Origin of the sequence: Gordonia hydrophobica NBRC 16057 (assembly GCF_001592365.1) — a bacterium.
Classification (GTDB): Bacteria; Actinomycetota; Actinomycetes; order Mycobacteriales; family Mycobacteriaceae; genus Gordonia; species Gordonia hydrophobica.
The window spans coordinates 1-20,640 of record NZ_BCWU01000020.1 but is presented as its reverse complement, the minus strand read 5'-3'; the positions used below and the strand labels follow the sequence as shown (position 1 = coordinate 20,640).

The 20,640-nt window shown below is 67.4% G+C and carries 18 protein-coding genes; 15 read left to right on the top strand and 3 right to left on the bottom strand.

What is annotated here, in order from left to right; translation table 11 throughout:
• Nucleotides 1-35: 35 nt before the first annotated feature.
• From GH2_RS20915 to GH2_RS20895, 5 genes are all read left to right on the top strand, one after another.
• On the top strand, nucleotides 36-710 hold the full coding sequence (locus tag GH2_RS20915; protein WP_066172587.1) for an MSMEG_4193 family putative phosphomutase: 675 nt from the start codon (nucleotides 36-38) through the stop codon (nucleotides 708-710).
• 73 nt (nucleotides 711-783) lie between these two features.
• Entirely contained in the window at nucleotides 784-1,542 is a 759-nt protein-coding gene (locus GH2_RS20910; RefSeq protein WP_066172584.1) for a DUF3090 domain-containing protein, read from the top strand.
• Complete coding sequence (locus GH2_RS20905; RefSeq protein WP_066172582.1) at nucleotides 1,539-2,387, top strand: SCO1664 family protein; 849 nt, start codon at nucleotides 1,539-1,541, stop codon at nucleotides 2,385-2,387. The genes GH2_RS20910 and GH2_RS20905 overlap by 4 nt, the downstream gene beginning before the upstream one ends.
• Before the next feature lie 86 nt (nucleotides 2,388-2,473).
• Nucleotides 2,474-3,724 (top strand): cysteine--1-D-myo-inosityl 2-amino-2-deoxy-alpha-D-glucopyranoside ligase, encoded by a 1,251-nt coding sequence (mshC, locus tag GH2_RS20900; protein WP_066172575.1) that lies wholly within the window; start codon nucleotides 2,474-2,476, stop codon nucleotides 3,722-3,724.
• Between the two features lie 10 nt (nucleotides 3,725-3,734).
• On the top strand, nucleotides 3,735-4,043 hold the full coding sequence (locus GH2_RS20895; RefSeq protein WP_066172571.1) for a hypothetical protein: 309 nt from the start codon (nucleotides 3,735-3,737) through the stop codon (nucleotides 4,041-4,043).
• Here GH2_RS20895 and GH2_RS20890 read toward each other — a convergent pair.
• Nucleotides 4,040-4,942: a PAC2 family protein gene (locus GH2_RS20890; protein ID WP_066172568.1), complete on the bottom strand. Its 903-nt coding sequence runs from the start codon at nucleotides 4,940-4,942 to the stop codon at nucleotides 4,040-4,042. The genes GH2_RS20895 and GH2_RS20890 overlap by 4 nt on opposite strands.
• 51 nt (nucleotides 4,943-4,993) lie before the next feature.
• On the opposite strand from GH2_RS20890, the gene metH reads away from it, so the two are divergent.
• The 4 genes from metH (at nucleotide 4,994) to hisG (ending at nucleotide 10,578) form a co-directional block, all read left to right on the top strand.
• Entirely contained in the window at nucleotides 4,994-8,605 is a 3,612-nt protein-coding gene (metH, locus tag GH2_RS20885) for a methionine synthase (protein ID WP_066172565.1), read from the top strand.
• 73 nt (nucleotides 8,606-8,678) lie between these two features.
• Nucleotides 8,679-9,416, top strand: coding sequence for an HAD family hydrolase (locus GH2_RS20880; RefSeq protein ID WP_066172561.1), 738 nt, complete (start codon nucleotides 8,679-8,681; stop codon nucleotides 9,414-9,416).
• The gene (locus GH2_RS20875; protein WP_066172558.1) at nucleotides 9,413-9,676 is read left to right on the top strand and encodes a phosphoribosyl-ATP diphosphatase; all 264 of its coding nucleotides are present in this window, start codon (nucleotides 9,413-9,415) and stop codon (nucleotides 9,674-9,676) included. The genes GH2_RS20880 and GH2_RS20875 overlap by 4 nt, the downstream gene beginning before the upstream one ends.
• Before the next feature lie 53 nt (nucleotides 9,677-9,729).
• On the top strand, nucleotides 9,730-10,578 hold the full coding sequence (gene hisG / locus GH2_RS20870) for an ATP phosphoribosyltransferase (protein WP_066172556.1): 849 nt from the start codon (nucleotides 9,730-9,732) through the stop codon (nucleotides 10,576-10,578).
• 24 nt (nucleotides 10,579-10,602) lie between these two features.
• Here hisG and GH2_RS20865 read toward each other — a convergent pair whose 3' ends face one another.
• Nucleotides 10,603-11,400 (bottom strand): LppX_LprAFG lipoprotein, encoded by a 798-nt coding sequence (locus GH2_RS20865; RefSeq protein WP_066172553.1) that lies wholly within the window; start codon nucleotides 11,398-11,400, stop codon nucleotides 10,603-10,605.
• A 149-nt stretch (nucleotides 11,401-11,549) separates the two neighbouring features.
• Between GH2_RS20865 and GH2_RS20860 the strand changes: the two genes are divergently transcribed.
• The 3 genes from GH2_RS20860 (at nucleotide 11,550) to GH2_RS20850 (ending at nucleotide 16,279) form a co-directional block, all read left to right on the top strand.
• Nucleotides 11,550-13,133, top strand: a complete 1,584-nt coding sequence (locus tag GH2_RS20860) for a cytochrome b5 domain-containing protein (protein WP_084247681.1) — start codon at nucleotides 11,550-11,552, stop codon at nucleotides 13,131-13,133.
• A gap of 123 nt (nucleotides 13,134-13,256) precedes the next feature.
• Entirely contained in the window at nucleotides 13,257-14,447 is a 1,191-nt protein-coding gene (locus GH2_RS20855) for a type III polyketide synthase (RefSeq protein WP_084247680.1), read from the top strand.
• A gap of 2 nt (nucleotides 14,448-14,449) precedes the next feature.
• Nucleotides 14,450-16,279, top strand: coding sequence for an ATP-binding cassette domain-containing protein (locus tag GH2_RS20850; RefSeq protein WP_066172550.1), 1,830 nt, complete (start codon nucleotides 14,450-14,452; stop codon nucleotides 16,277-16,279).
• Between the two features lie 5 nt (nucleotides 16,280-16,284).
• Here GH2_RS20850 and GH2_RS20845 read toward each other — a convergent pair whose 3' ends face one another.
• Nucleotides 16,285-17,142 carry a thioesterase family protein gene (locus GH2_RS20845; RefSeq protein ID WP_066172547.1) on the bottom strand — a complete coding sequence of 286 codons (858 nt, stop codon included), beginning with the start codon at nucleotides 17,140-17,142 and terminating at the stop codon, nucleotides 16,285-16,287.
• A 121-nt stretch (nucleotides 17,143-17,263) separates the two neighbouring features.
• On the opposite strand from GH2_RS20845, the gene GH2_RS20840 reads away from it, so the two are divergent.
• From GH2_RS20840 to GH2_RS20830, 3 genes are all read left to right on the top strand, one after another.
• Nucleotides 17,264-18,094 (top strand): tRNA (adenine-N1)-methyltransferase, encoded by an 831-nt coding sequence (locus tag GH2_RS20840; protein ID WP_066172541.1) that lies wholly within the window; start codon nucleotides 17,264-17,266, stop codon nucleotides 18,092-18,094.
• Between the two features lie 71 nt (nucleotides 18,095-18,165).
• Nucleotides 18,166-19,842: a proteasome ATPase gene (gene arc, locus GH2_RS20835; protein WP_066172538.1), complete on the top strand. Its 1,677-nt coding sequence runs from the start codon at nucleotides 18,166-18,168 to the stop codon at nucleotides 19,840-19,842.
• Nucleotides 19,843-19,923: 81 nt separating this feature from the next.
• The coding region (locus tag GH2_RS20830) for an FHA domain-containing protein (RefSeq protein WP_157086187.1) at nucleotides 19,924-20,640 on the top strand (717 nt) is incomplete at its 3' end.

Here is a 20,640-nt window from a genome sequence, read left to right as displayed (position 1 = left end):
GCTGCGGGCCGGGTTCGGTGGTTACCCTGGCAGGCATGACCGTCATCCTCATCCGTCACGGGCGCTCCACCGCGAACACCTCCGGACTGCTCGCGGGTCGGACTCCCGGCGTCGGCCTCGACGACCGCGGGCGCAGCCAGGCCGACGCCTTGCCTGCGCGGCTGGCCACGATCCTGTCGGATCTCACCGCCGTGGTGCGGTCACCCCTGCAGCGCTGCGCGGAGACCGTCGACCCCCTGCTCTCGGCCCGTCCCGACATCACCGCCGTCAGTGAGCCGAATCTGGAAGAGGTCGACTACGGAGACTGGAGCAACCGGAAGATCTCCGACCTCGTGACCGACCCACTGTGGAAGGTGGTGCAGCAGCAGCCGTCCGCAGCCGTGTTCCCCGGCGGCGAGGGGCTGCTGAACGTCTCCCGGCGCGCGACGGCCGCGATCCGCGACCTCGACCGCGTGCACGGAGGCGCGGACGGGGCGGGCGTCTGGGTCGCCTGCTCGCACGGCGACGTCATCAAAGCCGTGCTGGCCGACGCGCTCGGCATGCACCTGGACCAGTTCCAGCGGATCGTCGTCGATCCGGCGTCGATCAGCGTCATTCACTACGGTTCTGCCCGCCCCTACGTGCACACGGTGAACAACGGCGGCGTCCTGGAGCTGCCGCGCCCGCAGCTGAAAGCAGGCGCCACCGTCGGCGGGTCCACCGGTCACTGACCCGGAACCCGCCCAGGTACCGTTGACACCACCGGCAGACGGTGGTGCCGCCCGAGATGAGAGGTTGCGGAAGATGGCCCGTACGATCCACGAATTCCGGAGCCCGCGTCGGTTCGTCGCAGGCACCGTCGGCCAACCCGGCGACCGCACGTTCTACCTGCAGGTCGCCCAAGACACTCGACTGATGAGCGTCGAGATGGAGAAGCAGCAGGTCCTGATCCTCGCCGACCGGCTCGGGTACCTCCTCGACGAGGTCCGCCGCCGGTTCGGCACCCCCGTCCCGCCGGAGGCGACCGAGGTCGACGACGTCTCGCCGCTGGAGAGCCCGATCGACGCCGAGTTCCGGGTCGGCTCCATGGGACTCGGCTGGGACGCCGAAGCGGCGTCGGTGGTCATCGAACTGCTGGCCGCCACCGAGCAACCGCTCGACGAGTCGGTCATCCTCGACGACACCGAGGAGGGGCCGGACACCGTTCGGGTCTTCCTGAGCGCCGACGAGGCCCGCGAGTTCAGCGCCCGATCCATGCGAGTCATCGCCGCGGGCCGCCCCCTGTGCCCGCTGTGCAATCAGCCGCTGGACCCGTCCGGGCACATCTGCGCGCGCAGCAACGGGTACAAGCGCGACGCCGAGTTCAGCCGCTCGTTGGAGTTCGTCGACCCCGACGTCCTCGCCGGGCTCAGCCGACTGGTCCCGGGATTCGACTCGTCGTTCACCGTGGACGACGAAGCCGACGATGACCCCGACGCGGCAGACGACGATGACGCCGGGAACGGGCCGGCAGGCGAAGGCTCCAGCGACACCTCCGACGACGGAGACGATTCAGACAGGTGAACACCGACTGCCTGGAGTTGCTGGTCTCCGGTGAACTCACCGCCCTGGGCCGCATCGCCTCCGCGAGCAACCTGACGGTCGCGTGCGAGGTCACGGCGGGCGACCGCGTCCAGCGCTGCGTCTACAAGCCGGTCCGCGGCGAGGAACCGCTGTGGGACTTCCCGGACGGCACGCTCGCCGGCCGCGAAGTCGCCTCGTACCTGATCAGCGACGCCCTGGGGTGGAATCTGATCCCGGAGACCGTGCTGCGCGAGACCGGTCCGGTCGACGTCGATCTGGGCCCGGGCATGGTGCAGCGGTGGATCGAGCAGCCGGACCGCACCGACAGTGCACTCGCTCCGAACGGTGGCGCGGCGGCTGCCCTCGATCCGGTCGACATCGTGCCCGAGGGCGCCGTTCCGGACGGCTACTGCGGCGTGCTGCACGCCTACGACCACCGCGGCGACGCCGTCATCCTGGTCCACGAGGACAGTGAACGACTCCGCAGGCTCGCCACGCTGGACGCCGTCCTCAACAACGCCGACCGGAAGGGCGGCCACGTCCTCGTCGACGAGGACGGCCGGCTGTGGGGCATCGACCACGGGATCTGCCTGCATGCCGACAACAAGCTCCGGACCATCCTCTGGGGCTGGGCGGGCAGCCCGGTCCCCGCGGACGATGCGGCGGACCTCGCGTCACTCGTCCGGGACCTCGACCAGCGTGACAGTTCCCTTCGGGTCCGCCTGAGCACGTTGATCACCGACGACGAGATCGCAGCACTGCGCCGGCGCGCCGCCGTCCTCGCCGACGACGGCGTGATGCCGTTGCCGCCGGAGGCACGGGCGATCCCCTGGCCGCCGTTCTGAACGACGGCACTGGAGCATCGGGACACCGCGACGACACCGCGACCCCGTCCGACCGTCGAGGGCCGCGGACACATACAGTTGACGCCATGCATTCGTGGCCGTCGATCCCGCTCCCGTCTGTGCCGGGACCCACTGTTCCCCTTCGCCTCTACGACACCTCCGACGCACAGGTGAAGCCGGTGGCCCCCGGCGAGGTCGCCACCATGTACGTCTGCGGCATCACCCCGTACGACGCCACACACCTCGGTCACGCGGCCACCTATGTGACGTTCGACGTGATCAACCGAGTCCTACGAGACGGCGGGCACGACGTCCACTACGTCCAGAACATCACCGACGTCGACGACCCGCTGTTCGAGCGCGCTGCCCGCGACGGCATCGACTGGCGCGATCTCGGCAACCGCGAGATCGACCTGTTCCGTGCCGACATGGAGGCCCTGCGCGTGCTGCCGCCGCGCGATTACATCGGCGCGGTGGAATCGGTGCAGGAAGTCGTCAACGCCGTCGAGAAGCTGCTCTCGACCGGGGCGGCGTACGTCGTCGACGATCCACAGTATCCGGACATCTACTTCAGCATCGACGCCACCGAGCAGTTCGGGTACGAGTCGGGCTACGACCACGAGACCATGACGCGCTTCTTCGCCGAGCGTGGCGGCGATCCGGACCGGACGGGCAAGCGCGACCCGCTCGACGCGCTCTTGTGGCGCGCGGCCCGCGACGGCGAGCCGTCGTGGGATTCACCGATGGGTCCCGGCCGTCCCGGCTGGCACATCGAGTGTTCGGCGATCGCGCTCAACCGCCTCGGCATGGGCTTCGACATCCAGGGCGGCGGCAGCGACTTGATCTTCCCGCACCACGAGTTCTCGGCAGCACACGGCGAGGCGCTGACGGGGGAGCGACGCTTCGCCCGCCACTACGTGCACACCGGCATGATCGGCTTGGACGGCGAGAAGATGTCGAAGAGCCTCGGAAATCTGGTGCTGGTCTCCAAACTCCGCGCGGCGGGCGTCGATCCCGGCGCGGTCCGACTGGGGCTGCTCTCCGCGCACTACCGCGCCGACCGGATGTGGACCGACGACATCCTGGCCGAGGGCGAGCGCAGGCTCGCCAACTGGCGACGCGCTGCCAAGCGGGCGGTCGGCCCGGACGCCGCAGACACCGTCGCCCGGCTCCGTCAGCACCTGGCTGACGACCTCGACACGCCCAAGGCGCTGGCCGCGGTCGATGCCTGGGCCGCGGACACCATCATCGGGATCGGCTCGTCAGCACAGGCGCCGTCGACGATCGTCGCCGCCGTCGACGCCCTCCTGGGTGTGGACATCGCTCCGGTCGGTTAAGCTTCCGGCCGTGGCACGAGTTGAGGAGATTCCGGACGGCACGTCCGACGGGGTGTGGACGGTCGTCACCCGCACATCGACGTACGTCATCGACTTCGACGAGATGACATTGCTCCGTGCCCCCGGTGTCGGTCGATCAGACGACCACCACTGGGAGGTCTCCGAGCTGCGCCGTGATTCGCAGGACATCCCGCTGCTCGGCGTGAAGAGCTGCCGTGTCGGCGATCCCGCCCAGTTCTGGGTCCGGGCCGCCGACGACCCCGACGTCCGCACCTGGCGCGTCACCACACCCGTCGTGGAGATCGAGCGGATCGGCTAGTCCGGGCCGTCGCCGCGCTTGCGAAGGTACTTCTCGAACTCGGCGGCCAGCTCCTCACCGTCGATGCGCAGCATCGCGTCGTTGAGGTCCTCGTCCGACGCCTGCTCCAGTTCGTGGACGTAGGTCGCCATGTCCTCGTCGTCCATTGTCATGTCGCTGATGGCCTCCTCCCACTCCTGCGCTTGTTGGGCCAGCGCTCCGGTGCCGATCGGGAGATCGGTGACGTTGGCGAGCGTGGTCAGCAACGCCAGCGTGGCCTTCGGGTTGGTGGTGTGCGCCACGTAGTGGGGGACCGCAGCCCACAGCGAGACCGACGGGATCCCCGCCTGCACGAACGCGTCCGACAGCACTCCGGTGATTCCCGTCGGCCCCTCGTACCGGCTCAACTCCAACCCGAGCCGTTTGGCCGCGTCAGCGCTGTCGGCCGTCCCCGACACAGGGACCGGCCGGGTGTGCGGGGTGTCGGCGAGCAGGGCGCCGAGCAAGACGGTCATCTCCACGTTCATCGCCTCGGCGAAGTCCACGAGCTGTGAGCAGAACGACCGCCAGCGGTAGTTGGGCTCGGGACCGAGGACCAGGATCACGTCGCGATCAGCCTCCGGGAGCACGCAAGCGGACACGCCGGTGACCGGCCACTCGATTCGACGGGTGACACCGTCCTTCTGTCGGATGGTCGGTCGGGTGGACTGATAGTCGTAGAACTCGTCGGGATCGATCTCCCAGACTGAGGTCGCGTTCCACTCCAGCGCCAGATGTTCCACCGCCGATGTCGCGGCGTCGGCGCCGTCGTTCCACCCGGAGAACGCCGCAATTAAAATCGGCGTGCGTAAAATTGGCAGCGCGCCGCGACGGGACGATTGGTCCCGCTCACGTGCGTTTTCGTCCGCTCCGGAGTTCATTCCAGCCAGCCTACGGCGGACTCCGATCAGTCGCGAACTAACCTGGTGGCCATGGCATCATCGGACTCCACCGCTCACGACAGGTACGACTCGACATTCCTTCAGGCCATGTCGCGTCGCGTACTCATCGGCGACGGCGCGATGGGAACGATGATTCAGGCCGCGGATCTCACGCTCGACGACTTCCGCGGCCTCGAGGGCTGCAACGAGATCCTCAACGACAGCCGACCCGACGTCCTCGCCGACATCCACCGTCAGTATCTCGACGCGGGCGCCGACGCCATCGAGACCAACACCTTCGGCTGCAACCTCTCCAACCTGGGCGACTACGACATCGCCGATCGCATCCGCGAGCTCGCGTTCAAGGGCACCTCGATCGCCCGCGGCGTGGCCGATGAGTTTGGCCCGTCCGCCGACGGCACCCCGCGTTTCGTGCTCGGCTCCATCGGACCCGGCACCAAGCTGCCGAGCCTCGGTCACACCACCTTCGCCGACATCCGCGACGCCTACTTGGACTGCGTCCTCGGGATGCTCGAGGGCGGCGCGGACGCCATCCTGATCGAGACCAGCCAGGATCTGCTGCAGCTCAAGGCCGCGGTCGTCGCCGCGCGCCGCGCCATGGAGCAGCACGGTCGGCATCTGCCGATCATCACGCACGTGACCGTCGAGACCACCGGCACCATGCTCGTCGGTTCGGAGATCGGTGCGGCCCTGGCCGCGATCGAACCGCTGGGGGTCGACGTCATCGGACTCAACTGCGCGACCGGCCCCACCGAGATGAGCGAGCACCTCCGCTACCTCTCCAAGCACGCCCGGATCCCGGTGTCGGTGATGCCGAACGCCGGTCTGCCCGTTCTCGGGAAGAACGGCGCCGAGTACCCGCTGACCCCGGAGGAGATGGCGGCGGCCCTGTCCGGCTTCGTCGCCGACTACGGACTGCAGTTCGTCGGCGGCTGTTGCGGCAGCACGCCCGAACACATCCGGCAGGTCGCCGAGGCGGTCAAGCAGGTGACCCCGGCGCCCCGCACTCCGGAGCACGAGTCGGAGATCTCGTCGCTGTACACGGCCGTCCCGTTCGATCAGGACGTCAGCTTCCTGGTGATCGCCGAGCGCACCAACTCCAACGGCTCCAAGGCCTTCCGCGAGGCGATGATCGGTGCGGACTACGAGAAGTGCCTCGACATCGCGAAGGCGCAGACGCGCGACGGCGCGCACATGCTCGACCTGAACGTCGACTACGTCGGTCGCGACGGCGCAGCCGACATGACCGCGCTCGCGTCCCGCCTGGCGACCGCATCCACGCTGCCGATCATGATCGACTCCACCGAGCCCGAGGTGATTCGGGCCGGACTGGAACACCTCGGCGGCCGCTGTGCGGTGAACTCGGTGAACTACGAGGACGGCGACGGCCCCGACTCACGGTTCGCTCGCATCATGGCGCACGTGATCGAGCACGGCGCCGCCGTCGTCGCGCTGACGATCGACGAGCAGGGTCAGGCCCGCACCGCCGACCACAAGGTCGCGATCGCCGAACGGCTGATCACCGACCTCACCACCACGTGGGGTCTCGACGAGGAGGACATCATCATCGATGCCCTCACCTTCCCGATCTCCACCGGCCAGGAGGAGGTCCGTCGCGACGGCATCGAGACCATCGAGGCCATCCGCCGGCTCAAGGCCTCGCACCCGCAGATCCACTTCACGCTCGGCGTCTCGAACATCTCGTTCGGTCTCAACCCGGCCGCGCGCCAGGTCCTGAACTCGGTGTTCCTCCACGAGTGCGTGCAGGCCGGACTCGACACCGCCATCGTGCACGCCTCCAAGATCCTGCCGATGGCGCGGATCCCCGACGAGCAGCGCGAGACCGCGCTCGACCTCGTCTACAACCGTCGCGGCACCGAGGGCACCACGGCCGCGGCCGGCCCGGACTACGATCCGCTGCAGAAGCTGATGGAGCTGTTCGAGGGCGTCTCGGCCGCCTCGGCGCGCGAATCGCGTGCCGCGGAACTTGCCGCGCTCCCGCTGTTCGAGCGACTGGAGCGGCGCATCGTCGACGGCGACAAGAACGGGCTGATCGACGACCTCGACGAGGCTCGCAAGACAGTCCCGCCGCTGGACATCATCAACGAGACCCTGCTGTCGGGGATGAAGACGGTCGGTGAGCTCTTCGGCTCCGGGCAGATGCAGCTGCCGTTCGTGCTGCAGTCCGCCGAGGTGATGAAGGCATCGGTGGCGCATCTGGAGCAGTTCATGGAGGCCACCGACGCCGCAGGCAAGGGCAAGATCGTCCTCGCCACGGTCAAGGGCGACGTCCACGACATCGGCAAGAACCTCGTCGACATTATCCTCAGCAACAACGGCTACGACGTCGTCAACATCGGCATCAAGCAGCCCATCGCGACGATTCTGTCGGCCGCCGAGGACAGCGGCGCCGATGTGATCGGCATGTCCGGTCTCCTCGTGAAGTCGACCGTCGTCATGAAGGAGAACCTCGAGGAGATGAACTCCCGAGGCAAGACCGGCATCCCGGTGCTGCTCGGCGGCGCGGCCCTCACCCGCACCTACGTCGAGGACGATCTCGCCGACATCTACGAGGGCGACGTCCGGTACGCCCGCGACGCGTTCGAGGGCTTGACCCTGATGGACGAGGTCATGGCCATCAAGCGCGGCGAGGGCCCGGATCCCGACAGCGAAGAGGCGAAGGCGGCGGCCGCCAAGGTCGCCGAACGCAAGGCGCGCCGTCAGCGGTCCAAGCGGATCGCGGAGAAGCGCAAGGCGGCCGAGGTGCCGGTGGAGGTTCCCGCCCGCTCCGACGTCGTCGCAGACAACGAGGTTCCCGAGCCGCCGTTCTGGGGGACCCGCATCGTCAAGGGGATCCCGGTCGCGGACTATCTCTCGATGCTCGACGAGCGCGCACTCTTCCTGGGCCAGTGGGGACTGCGCGGCACGCGCGGCGACGGCGGGCCGGACTACGACGAATTGGTCGAGACCGAGGGTCGGCCGCGGCTGCGCGAATGGATCGACCGGCTGTCGACTCAGGGGATCCTGCAGCACGCCGCCGTCGTGTACGGATTCTTCCCCGCGGTCAGCGAGGGCGATGTGGTGCACGTGCTGGAATCGCCCGACCCAGCGTCGCCCATCCGCCACAGCTTCGAGTTCCCGCGCCAGCAGCGCCCGCGCTTCCTGTGCATCGCCGACTTCATCCGGTCCAGGGAGCAGGCGCTCGCCGACGGGAAGGTCGACGTTCTGCCGTTCCAGCTCGCGACGATGGGAACCCCGATCGCGGACTTCGCGAACAAGCTGTTCGCCGAGAACGACTACCGCAACTACTTGGAAGTCCACGGCATCGGCGTGCAGCTGACCGAGGCGCTCGCCGAGTACTGGCATCAGCGGATCCGGGCAGAGTTGTCGTTCACCGGCGGCGTGGTCGCCGACGAGGATCCCGACCATCCGCAGGGCTTCTTCGACCTCGAATACCGCGGCGCCCGCTACAGCTTCGGGTACGGCGCGTGCCCCGACCTGGCCGATCGCGCGAAGATGATCGACCTGTTGGAGCCGGGACGGATCGGCGTCGAACTGTCGGAGGAGCTGCAGCTGCATCCCGAACAGTCCACCGACGCGTTCATCCTGCACCACCCCGAGGCCAAGTACTTCAACACCTAGGGGCAGGACACTAGGGTGGGGGTCGAGCGCACTGCGCTCGACCCCCACTCTTCTCTTCGAAAGGCTGGAGTCTGTGACCGACGATCAGGAGGCCGACGGTCGGCGTCTGCCGCGCGCCGTCCTCTGGGACATGGACGGGACCCTCCTCGACACCGAGCCGCTCTGGACCATCGCGATGGAGCAGTTCGCCGAGAAGCTCGGCATCGAGATGACCCCGGAACTGCGCACCGCGACGATGGGCAACAGTTCCGTCGACGCCCTGACCAAGGTGTACGACGCGGCCCGTGTCCCGGACTCGGGGCGCGACTTCGACGGCGACGAGGCCTGGATGGTGCAGCAGGTGCTCGCCCTGTTCGCCGACGATCTCCGGTGGCGACCCGGCGCGGTCGACGCCCTGGAGTTGGTGGCGGCCGCAGACATTCCGATGGTGTTGGTGACCAACACCATCCGGGAGGTCACCGACACCATGCTCGACGTCCTGGGCCGCGACCGCTTCGTCGCGACCGTGTGTGGAGACGAGGTGGCGGCGGGCAAACCCGAGCCGCACATCTATCGGCGCGCCGCCGAACTGGTCGGCGTTCCGATCGGGGAGTGCCTGGCGTTCGAGGACTCGCCCGTCGGCGCCGCCGCGACCTTCGCCGCGGGCGTTCCGTCCATCGTCATCCCGTCCGCTGTTCCGGTGCGCGCGCGCCCGACGTTCACCTTCCGCGAGACCCTGGAAGGACTGACCCTCGACGATCTCGCCGCCGCCTGCCGAGTGGGCACCCGATCGGGCGCGGCCGCGCGCGACGTGCAAAAATACGAGGCGTGAAAACCTTCGACGAACTCTTCTCTGAGCTGGCCGACAAGGCGCAGAAGCGCCCGGAGGGCAGCGGCACCGTCGATGCATTGGACCGGGGCGTCCATACGCTCGGGAAGAAGATCATCGAGGAGGCGGGCGAAGTCTGGTTGGCCGCCGAGCATGAGTCCGACGAGGCGCTCTCCGAGGAGATCTCGCAACTCGTCTACTGGCTGCAGGTCATGATGATCAAGCGGGGTCTGACTCCCGCCGACATCTACCGCTACCTCTGATCTCGCTCGACCACAGTCCCGCCGCACCTCACGTTTTCTGATCGGAGCCAACCATGTTGCGCGTCGCCGTCCCGAACAAGGGCGCCCTGTCCGAAGCCGCTTCCGGAATCCTCTCCGAAGCCGGCTACCGCAAGCGGTCCGACCCCAAGGACCTCACCGTCATCGACGTCGCCAACGAGGTCGAGTTCTACTTCCTCCGCCCGCGCGACGTCGCCATCTACGTCAGCTCCGGCACTCTCGACCTCGGCATCACCGGCCGCGACCTGGCCGCCGACTCCGGATCCGAGATCATCGAGGAGGTTCCGCTCGGCTTCGGGTCGTCGACGTTCCGCTACGCGGCTCCCGCCGAACAGGCGTGGACCGTCGAGAGCCTGGAAGGCAAACGGATCGCGACGTCGTATCCGAATCTGGTCCGCAAGGACCTCGCCGCTCGCGGTCTGGAGGCCGAGATCATTCGGCTCGACGGTGCCGTGGAGATCTCGATTCAGCTCGGCGTCGCCGACGCGATCGCTGACGTCGTCGGTTCGGGCCGCACGCTGCGGCTGCACGGTCTGACCGCGTTCGGCGAGTCGCTGTGCGATTCGGAGGCCGTGCTGGTCCGCAATCCGGCCCGACCGGAGCCGACGAAGGCTGCACTCCAGTTCATCAAGCGCGTCCAAGGCGTGGTCTTCGGCCAGCAGTACGTGATGGTCGACTACGACTGCCCCAAGGACATCCTGGACCAGGCCGTGGAGATGACGCCCGGTCTGGAGTCGCCGACCGTCTCTCCGATGCTCGACCCGGAATGGCTCGCGGTGCGCGCGATGGTCCCCCGTAAGACCCACCAGTCGCTCATGGACGATCTCTCGGCCATCGGGGTCCGTGCCATCCTCGCCTCCGACATCCGCTCCTGCCGGTTCTGACCGAGCAGGAGGCGGACGCCGCGATCACGGTTTGGTGATCGTGACGGTCTCGTTCCACTTCGACGTCGTCAGCGCGATGTCGCCGTCGGTGGTGTTGAGGACGATCTCGACGAGGTTGTTCGGCGCATCGGCGGCAACCCACGCGGTGGCGGGGTGCTCGCCCTTGAGTTGACCTGGCCCCTGGGTCGGGAAGATGGGATCGAAGTCGGTGGAGTCGAGCGTGCCGGTGATCTTCACCGCTTTCACACCGTTGTGGTCCTCGGTGCCCGCGATCTTCGGGTTCTTGAACTTGCTGAGCAGGTTCGCCAGTCCCTTGTCCTCGGACAGGACCACCGAGGGGTCGTACGAGCGCTGGCCCTCGGGTTGTGCGGTGAACGCGGTCTCGCCCTCCTTCTTCGTGTAGAGGCGACCGTCGACCACGACGAACTCAGCGCTCGTGTACTCCTCGTCGAAGCGGAAGCTGCCGCTGCCCTTCGCCGCGGGTGACGGGGTGGTCACCACATCGGCGTCCAACTCGTTGACCGGCATGCCGCGGAAGTCGGGATCGACGGCGAGGTTCAGGTGGACGCCCGAGGTGAGTCGGGTCGTCTTCGCCGCTTGATCGAGCAGGGCTTGCGCATCGGTGACGTCGACCGACGGCGGTGTGCCCGATCGACTCGTGTCGAGCGTCGGGGGCGCGGTGCTCGTCGGCTCACTCTTGGTCTCTGTGGTGCAACCGGTCAGCACGACGGCGCCGATGGCCAGGGTCGCGACCGCCGGAGCGGCCCATCTCTTCATCCGGATCGGGGCCGGTACCGAGTCGTTGTTCACAAACGGGTACACTACCCAAACTTTCGCATAGCGAAGGCTTCATGCGAAAACGTAATTCGACTAAATGATCTTCTTCATGACAAGTCTGAAGATTGTCGCGTACGCAGCGATGATCGGTGTCAGAGTCTAAGCACATTGATTCCTGTGACGGAGGAAGAACGATGGCATCCCCAGAGGTGCAGACCGATGAGACCGACGATCGCGACACCGCCGATCACAGCGCCGCTGAGCACCGGGTCAACGGACAAGGTGCCGGATCGACATCCGACGACGCGACCACCGATGTGGAGAACGACGAGTCGGTGCCGGGACCGGACCTGGGACGACAGGCCGCACCCGACGGCGGACCGCAGCTCTCGGACGTCTGGGTGTACAACGGTCGTGCGTACGACTTGACCGAGTGGATCTCGAAGCATCCCGGCGGGGAGTTCTTCATCGGGCGCACCAAGAACCGAGACATCACGTCGATCATCGGCTCGTACCATAAGGATCCGGAGCGGATCGGGCGAATGATCGAGCGGTACGCCCTCGGTCGCGACGCGGTGATCGAAGACGTGCATCCCAAGGCCAATGCGCCGGCCTTCCTGTTCAACGAGGGCTTCGACAGCTGGCGGGACACCCCGCACTACGATTTCAGCCGGAAGACGGATCTGCTCCACGCGGTGCGCGAACGGTTGGCCGAGCCGGCGATGATCCAGCGGGTCAAGCGGATGGATCGCCTCTTCGACGTCGTCGCCGTCCTGCTCGTCCTCGCCTACATCGCCGTGATCGGCCTGCGCCTCTGGGACACCTCGTGGATGCCGCTGGCCGCCTTCGTCGTCGCGATGGTGGTCCTGCGGAGTTCGCTGGCCGGCGTCGGGCACTACGCCATCCACCGCGCGCAGAAGGGGTTCAACAAGATCGCGGTGAACGCCTTCGACATCAACTACGTCGCCCTGTCGTTCGTGACCGCGGACGGGCACGCGCTGCTGCATCACCCGCATACGCAGAGCGAGGTCGACATCAAGAAGAACGTCTTCACCTTCATGATGGACCTGCCGCGCCTGTACCGCGTGCCGATCCACACGGTGCACAAGTTCGGACACACCGTCACCGGCATGACCATCCGGCTCTTCGAGATCTGCAAACTCACGCGCCAGGTCGGGATCTCCGACATGTACGGCACCTGGCGCGGCGGGCTACCGCACTTCGTCGGCGCCTTCGGCATGCGCATCCTGCTTCTCGGCGAGCTGGTCGCCTTCATCATCGCCGGCGACGTGCTCGCCTGGGTCCTGCAATTCGTCGCGACCCTGTGGGTCTCCACGTTCCTGGTGGTGGCGAGCCACGACTTCGAGCTGGAGACCGACGAGATCGAGACCGATACCGATGACTGGGCGGTGAACCAGGTGGACCAGGCGTACGACCTCGCCGTCGTCGGCAATCGGTATCTCGACTGCTTCCTCTCTGCCGGGCTGAGTTCGCACCGGGTCCATCACGTGCTGCCGTATCAGCGCAGCGGCTTCGCCAACATCATCACCGAGGACGTGCTGCGCGAAGAGTCGGCGAAGTTCGGCGTCGAATGGCTCCCCGCGAAGAGTTTCGTCACCGATCGGCTGCCCAAGCAGCTCAAGACCTACCTCGGCGCGCGTTCTCGGTCAGCCCAGGAGAACGACTGGGGCTTCTTCCGTGAGCACTTCTCGCCGCGTGCGCTGAAGACGTGCGGCGAGTACACCGTGAAGGGCTTCACCGGTATCGGCACCGTGTAAACCCGCTTCGGTATCGCACCGGCCGGTCTGCGCAGGTCAGGTACTCATTCGCATAATCGACAAAGCATTCCCATCGGACGAATCAGTCGACATGATGGAGCTACGCAAGGAAAGGACTTCGCCATGACCGCCCCCATCGACCCCGCTCCGACGGCACCTTCGACCGCCGTAGCGCCCGCCGTCGGCCCGATCATCGACGAGATCCCCGCACCCGTCACCACCGTCGCCGTCATCGAGGCCGTCGCGACCGGAGCGCCCGCGACAGTCCATCCGCAGACCCGGGCGGCTGAGCAGGTCGCCGAGCTCTACGACGACCCGGCGCTCCAGGAGCGGATCAGACGCCTGTATCGCAACACGCGCGTCCAGACCCGACACCTGGCGGTGGACCCGATGACGCCCGAGTTTCAGGAGTTCAGCTCCCGCCCGGCGACCGTGCGGACGCGGATGAACGACTACTTCCATCACGCGGTTCCGCTCGCCGTCGACGTTGCCCGCCGCGCGCTCGCCGGCGTGACCGACCCGGCCACCGAGATCGGCCAGATCATCTTCGTCACCAGCACCGGCTTCATCGCACCCGGGGTCGACGTCGCGGTGATCACCGAGCTGGGACTGGCGCCGACCGTCCATCGGGTCATCATCAACTTCATGGGCTGCGCGGCCGCGATCAATGGAATCAGCACGGCCACCGACCACGTCCGCGCCAATCCAGACAGCCGGGCGCTGCTGATCTGCCTGGAGCTCAGCTCGGTCAATGCCGTCTTCGGCGCCGATCCCGTCGAACTGGTCACGCACAGTCTGTTCGGCGACGGCTGCGGCGCGATGCTCATCGGTGCGAGCCCGGTCGGTCGCCGACTGGCGCCCGGACAGCTGGTGGTACGCGACACGTTCAGTCATCTGTTCCACGACACCGGCGACGGAATCGTCCTGGGGGTCAACGACGACGGCATCACGTGCGAGCTCGCCCAGGAGCTGCCCTCCTACATCCGCCGCGGCGTCGGTCCCGCAATCGACGCCGCGCTGAACCGTTCCCGCCTGCGGCGCGACGACATCGCCCACTGGGCGATTCATCCTGGCGGCCCGGCGATCATCGAGCAGTCCGTCGCGGCGCTGGATCTGCCGCCGGACCGAGCGGCGACCAGCTGGGAGGTGCTCGCCGAGTACGGAAACATGCTGAGCGTCTCGCTGGTCTTCGTCCTCGAGAAACTCATCGCCGCCGGCGCGCACGGCCGTGGGCAGGCGCCCGAGACCGGCGTGGCCTTCTCCTTCGCCCCGGGCGTGGCGCTCGAAGGCATGCTGTTCGATCTGGTCTGCTGACGATGAAACTCCTCCGGTTCCTGTTCTCGGTCTCCTGGACGGGGATCGCCGCCGCCGTGGTGATGGGCTTGATCGGCGGCGGCGCGAACGCCTACCTCGTCACCCAGATCAACGGGGCCGTCGCCCCGCCCGGCGCCGGCGAGCCCCCGAGTTGGCAGCGATTCGCCGTCACCATCGCGGTGGTGATCGTCGCAGGTCTGATCTCACAGGTCCTGCTGATCCGGCTGGCGCAGGACGCGATCTACCGACTCCGCGCCAAACTCAGCGCGGGCGTCGTGTCTGCGCCGCTCGAGCACCTGGAGCGACTCGGCACCCACCGATTGCTGGCGACCCTCACCGAAGACGTGCGTGCACTGTCGATGGCGGTATCGGCCATCCCGAGCATGTGCGTCGACGTGGCCACGATCATCGGCTGCCTGACCTATCTGGCAATCCTGTCGGCACCGCTGTTCGCGATCCAGGTGGGCGCCACGCTGATCGCCATCGCGATCGTCGAATCGTTCCTGCGCCACGTCCGCAGCATCTTCCGCGCGGCCCGCGAACGCGAGGACGATCTGCTCAACTCGTTCCACGCGGTGAGCGTCGGGATCAAGGAGCTGAAAGGGCATCGTGCACGGCGCCGGGACTTCATGGACAACCGGCTGCTCGGCGCGGCGGCCGACCTGCGGGGCAAGAACATCGAGGCGGGCGTCAAGTTCACCGTCGCCCAGAACTTCGGACAGGTGCTGCAGTTGGCGACGATGGCCGTCGTCCTCTTCGGGGTCGCCCGGTGGATGGACCTGCCGCAGGAGACGATGGTCGGCTACGTCATCGTCACCACGTTCCTCGCCATGCCGATGCAGAACTTCATGGGCCGGATCCCGGATCTGCTGCGTGGCGACGTCTCACTCAAGAAGATCCAGCTCCTGGAACTGTCGATGGAGGCGCTGCACGACGAGGAGGCGCTTCCGTACGTCGAACGGCCGCCCGTCGATTCCGCGCGCGTGGAACTCACCGGTGTCAGCTACACCTACCTCACCGAGCAGGGGCCGCTCGGTCCGCCGCCACCCGGCGGCGGCCGCCCCGCTGACCGGAGATCCCATCCCGACGTCAACTGGTCCAGCGGAGGACGTACCGAGACCGTCCCGGACGGCCGACTGCCGCAGCGGCCGGGACGCGCCGGGGGACCGCCGCCGCCTCCCGGTCGCCAGGGCCCACCGCCACCGGACGGTCGCGGACCCGGCGCCGTCGGCGGTCCGCTGCCGACCGGCTTCCACCTCGGCCCCGTCGACGCGGTGTTCGAGCCCGGACAGATCACCTTCATCGTCGGCGGCAACGGCAGCGGGAAGTCGACGTTGGCCAAGCTCATCACCGGCCTGTACGTGCCGCAGCAGGGGAGCATCGCCGTCAACGGCGAGAAGATCGTCCACGACAACATCGAGTGGTTCCGGCAGAACACCGCCGCGATCTTCACCGACTTCCACCTGTTCGACGAATACCTCGGCTTCGACGGTCCCGACCTCGACGACCGGGTTCGCGATCACCTCCGCATGCTGCGGATCGACGACAAGGTAACCGTCCAGGACGGCAGATTGTCGACCGTCGCGCTGTCGCAGGGGCAGCGCAAGCGACTGGCCCTGGTGACCGCGCTCCTCGAGGACCGACCCGTCTACCTGTTCGACGAATGGGCCGCCGACCAGGAGCCCGCCTTCCGGGACACCTTCTACCGCGAGATCCTCGGCGAACTCGCCGCCCGTGGCAAGACGGTCATCGTCATCACCCACGACGACCGCTACTTCGACGTCGCCGACCAGCTCATCAAACTCGAGATCGGCGCCCTCGCGCCCCGCTGACCCCGCTACCGCTGGGCGACGATCAGATCCGTCTGCGCCGACCGACCGAGGAAGCCGGTGACGTCGTACAGATCAGCGAAGGTGGCGCCGTAACCGCGGGCGCCGATCGCCAGGTCGGCGTCGATGCCCAGCCACGGCGAGGTCGGCGGCGCGGTCAAGTGGGCCGTCGTGTCCATGTTCATCCACGACCACTCGAGCGGATTCAGCCGTGTGCCGACACCGTTAGCGACGTCGAGAACGGTGAATATCGACTCGAGGTTCGTCATCTGCTCGCCGGCGACCAACGGAATCGCCGGGCGGATCCAGACTGCCGGAGTCGCGCCGTTGCGGCCGGGCTGCCGGGCGGTGACCGTTGTTCCGATGAAGCCGACCTTGCCCCACGGCACCGCGCCCTCGTCCTCGGTCGGGAAGCCGACGATCCGCCGCAACTCGTCCGGTCCGGCGGGGAGCGGTTCGAGCGGGGAATGCACGACCGGGGCGCTGTCTGCCTCGAGCATCCGCCAGGCGACCGCCCGAGCGGCGAGGCGAAACCGACCGTCGGGCAGTTGCGTCTCGAGATCGGCCTGCACCATCGAGATCCGCTTGCCCGGACGCGGGATGGTGGCGCGCACCCGGTTCACCCCGAGACCAACCTGACCGATGATCTCGTTGGTGACCCGCGCGAACTGCTGACCGTCGTCGGGCACGGCCCGCTGCATCGCGCGCATGAGCAGTCCGGACGGCGGACCGCCGTGCTGCATATCCTGCGACCAGACGCTCGCGGTCGCCATCGTCGGCTGAAAGTACTCGTACCCGGGATCGCTGCCCTCGGGTGTGGACAGCGGCTCGTAATAGCAGCTGTAAGGCACCTCGCTCAAGTCCATACCGGCACTCTATGACAAGGTTGTCGGTGCGCACTTCGGGTGTCCGGTCAGCGGCGCTCCCATGCCGGCCAGGCCTCGACGATCGGAGTCAGTCGGCCCCGATCTTGGAGGAAACAGCACGATGGCGACTTCCGGCCCCTTCGTCATAGGCGACCGCGTTCAGCTCACCGACTCGAAGGGACGCAAGTTCACGGTGGTGCTGGAGGAGGGCAAACAGTTCCACACGCATCGCGGCGGAATCCTCCACGACGACCTCATCGGCGCCGACGAGGGCACCATCGTCGAGGCGACATCGGGCACCCAGTACCTCGCGCTGCGCCCCCTGCTGACCGACTACATCGTGTCGATGCCGCGCGGCGCCCAGGTGATCTACCCGAAGGATTCGGCGCAGATCGTCACCGAGGGCGACATCTTCCCGGGCGCCCGGGTGCTGGAAGCCGGTGCGGGTTCGGGTGCACTGACGCTGTCGCTGCTGCGGGCCGTCGGCACCCAGGGCTCGGTGTTGTCGTACGAAGTGCGCGAAGACCACGCCGAACACGCGGTCCGCAATGTGGAGACCTTCCTGGGAACCACGCCCGACAACTGGACCCTGCGGATCGGCGACCTCGCCGACCACGATCCCGCCGAACAGGTCGACCGGGTCATCCTCGACATGGTGACGCCGTGGGACTGCCTCGAGGTGGTGGCCAAGACCCTGCAGCCGGGCGGTGTGCTGACCGTGTACGTCGCCACCGTCACCCAGCTGTCGCGCCTCATCGAAGCGCTCCGTGAGCAGCAGTGCTGGACGGAGCCGCGCGCCTGGGAGTCCCTGGTCCGAGACTGGAGCGCCGTCGGCCTCGCGGTGCGCCCCGAGCACCGCATGCAGGGCCACACCGCATTCCTGATCACCGCGCGACGGCTCGCTGACGGGACCGAAACGCTTCGGATGCAACGTCGACCGACCCGCGGCTGACCCACGCAGTTGACCCCGACAGACCTTCACGCGGGTAGCGTTGAGGGTATTCCGCCGGCAAAGGAGGCACGATGACCGAGTCCGATCAATCGCCCAGCAGCAGTGTCGAGTTCTCGACCATGCAGCAGCGCGTCGAGAGTCTCACCGTGCGCAACAGCAAGCTCACCGAGATGCTCAAGGAGGCCCGTCAGCAACTCATCGCCTTGCGCGAGGAAGTCGACAATCTGGGCCAGCCGCCGAGCGGCTACGGCGTCCTGTTGCACGTCTGCGACGACGACACCGTCGACGTCTTCACATCCGGCCGCAAAATGCGCTTGACGTTGTCTCCGAACATCGATCCGACCACCCTGCATCGCGGCCAGTCGTTGCGGCTCAACGAGGCGCTGACCGTGGTCGAGGCGCTCGGCTACGACGCCGTCGGCGAGATCAGCACCCTGCGCGAGGTCCTCGCCGACGGGCAGCGTGCGCTGGTGGTCGGCCACAGCGACGAGGAGCGGATCGTTCACCTCGCGCACTCGCTGATCAAGGAAGACGAGGGCGGCGACAGCAGTCGCAAGCTGCGTCCCGGCGACTCGCTGATGATCGACGCCAAGGCCGGATACGCCCTGGAACGGATCCCGAAGGCGGAGGTCGAAGATCTGGTCCTCGAAGAGGTTCCGGACGTCGACTACGAGGACATCGGCGGCCTGCGACGTCAGATCGAGCAGATCCGCGACGCCGTCGAACTGCCGTTCCTGCACAAGGACCTGTTCCGCGAGTACTCACTGCGACCGCCGAAGGGCGTCCTGCTGTACGGACCTCCCGGAAACGGCAAGACCCTCATCGCCAAGGCCGTCGCGAACTCGCTCGCCCGCAAGATCGCCGAAGTGCAGGGCGACGACGCCCACGAGGCCAAGTCGTACTTCCTGAACATCAAGGGGCCCGAGCTCCTCAACAAGTTCGTCGGCGAGACCGAGCGGCACATCCGCCTGATCTTCCAGCGGGCGCGCGAGAAGGCGTCCGAGGGCACCCCCGTGATCGTCTTCTTCGACGAGATGGACTCGATCTTCCGCACCCGCGGCTCCGGCGTCTCCTCGGATGTCGAGACCACTGTCGTGCCGCAGCTGCTCAGTGAGATCGACGGTGTGGAGGGCCTCGAGAACGTCATCGTGATCGGCGCGTCGAACCGCGAGGACATGATCGACCCCGCGATCCTGCGGCCCGGCCGCCTGGACGTGAAGATCAAGATCGAGCGTCCGGACGCCGAGTCGGCGGGCGACATCTTCTCCAAGTACCTCACCGCGGATCTGCCGTTGCATCCGGAGGATCTCGCCGAGTTCGGCGGCGATCGCCAGGCCTGTGTCGACGGAATGATCCAGCGGGTCGTGGAGCGGATGTACGCCGAGACCGACGACAACCGATTCCTCGAGGTCACCTACGCCAACGGCGACAAGGAGATCATGTACTTCAAGGACTTCAACTCGGGCGCGATGATTCAGAACATCGTCGACCGGTCGAAGAAGTACGCGATCAAGTCGTTTCTCGACACCGGCCAGTCCGGCCTTCGGATCACTCACCTGCTCGATTCCATCCTGGACGAGTTCTCGGAGAACGAGGACCTGCCGAACACCACGAATCCCGACGACTGGGCGCGGATCTCCGGTAAGAAGGGCGAGCGGATCGTGTACATCCGCACCCTCGTCACCGGCAAGAGCGGCGGTGCCAGCCGGGCGATCGACACCGAGTCGAACACCGGCCAGTACCTCTGATCCGGTCCGGCGTCATTTCGACGCCGGACAAACAGTCCTTTCCGCGTGTTTCGCGCGGGAAGTGTGGCTACTGTGCCCACTATGAACACTCCTGGCGCGGTTCCCCTGCGCGTCCGTGTCGGCCAGTCGTCGCCGGTGCTCGTCACCGCACCGGCGGCGACACTCGGCCGCACCCCGGAGAACGACGTCGTCGTCAATCACCCGCTCGTCTCTCGCCTGCATGCGGCATTCGAGTGGTCCGACGGGTGGCGCGTCGTCGACCGGGGGAGCACCAACGGAATCTTCGTCGACGGCCTGCGGCAGTCCACCGTCACCGTCACCGGGACGGTGCGGATCCGGCTCGGCGACGCGCAGACGGGCCCGGAGGTGGAGTTGGCGCCGCACGTGTCGGCGCCGACGATCGTGCCGCCGTCCCGGCCGATCCCAACCCAACCCCAGAACCCCCAACCACAGAACTCCCAACCACAGAACTCCCAACCGCCGTCCCGGCCGGTGCCCGCGCAGGCGCAACGCAGACCGGCGCCACCGAGAGTGCAGCCACCGGCCCAGCAGGCGCCGCCGCCCCGGTTCGGCGCCCTTCCGGATGCACCGCATCTGGCCGCGCTGCACCAGAACGCCTCCGCCGTGTTCCAAGTGCCGGAGTCGTTGCGTGCCCGCCAGCAACCCATCTCGATGACGGGCGTGCAGACCATCGGTCGCACCCCGGACAACGACATCGTCGTCAGCGACGTCCTCGCCTCCCGTCGCCACGCACGGATCACCGCCTCTGCGGAGGGTCTGCTGCTGGAGGACCTGGGC

Excerpts from the sequence above, each read along its gene's own strand:
- GH2_RS20915 (WP_066172587.1), top strand. The coding sequence starts at position 36 with ATGACCGTCATCCTCATCCGTCACGGGCGCTCCACCGCGAACACCTCC.
- GH2_RS20910 (WP_066172584.1), top strand. The coding sequence starts at position 784 with ATGGCCCGTACGATCCACGAATTCCGGAGCCCGCGTCGGTTCGTCGCA.
- mshC (WP_066172575.1), top strand. The coding sequence starts at position 2,474 with ATGCATTCGTGGCCGTCGATCCCGCTCCCGTCTGTGCCGGGACCCACT.
- GH2_RS20890 (WP_066172568.1), bottom strand. The coding sequence starts at position 4,942 with ATGAACTCCGGAGCGGACGAAAACGCACGTGAGCGGGACCAATCGTCC.
- metH (WP_066172565.1), top strand. The coding sequence starts at position 4,994 with ATGGCATCATCGGACTCCACCGCTCACGACAGGTACGACTCGACATTC.
- hisG (WP_066172556.1), top strand. The coding sequence starts at position 9,730 with ATGTTGCGCGTCGCCGTCCCGAACAAGGGCGCCCTGTCCGAAGCCGCT.
- GH2_RS20860 (WP_084247681.1), top strand. The coding sequence starts at position 11,550 with ATGGCATCCCCAGAGGTGCAGACCGATGAGACCGACGATCGCGACACC.
- GH2_RS20855 (WP_084247680.1), top strand. The coding sequence starts at position 13,257 with ATGACCGCCCCCATCGACCCCGCTCCGACGGCACCTTCGACCGCCGTA.
- GH2_RS20850 (WP_066172550.1), top strand. The coding sequence starts at position 14,450 with ATGAAACTCCTCCGGTTCCTGTTCTCGGTCTCCTGGACGGGGATCGCC.
- GH2_RS20845 (WP_066172547.1), bottom strand. The coding sequence starts at position 17,142 with ATGGACTTGAGCGAGGTGCCTTACAGCTGCTATTACGAGCCGCTGTCC.
- GH2_RS20840 (WP_066172541.1), top strand. The coding sequence starts at position 17,264 with ATGGCGACTTCCGGCCCCTTCGTCATAGGCGACCGCGTTCAGCTCACC.
- arc (WP_066172538.1), top strand. The coding sequence starts at position 18,166 with ATGACCGAGTCCGATCAATCGCCCAGCAGCAGTGTCGAGTTCTCGACC.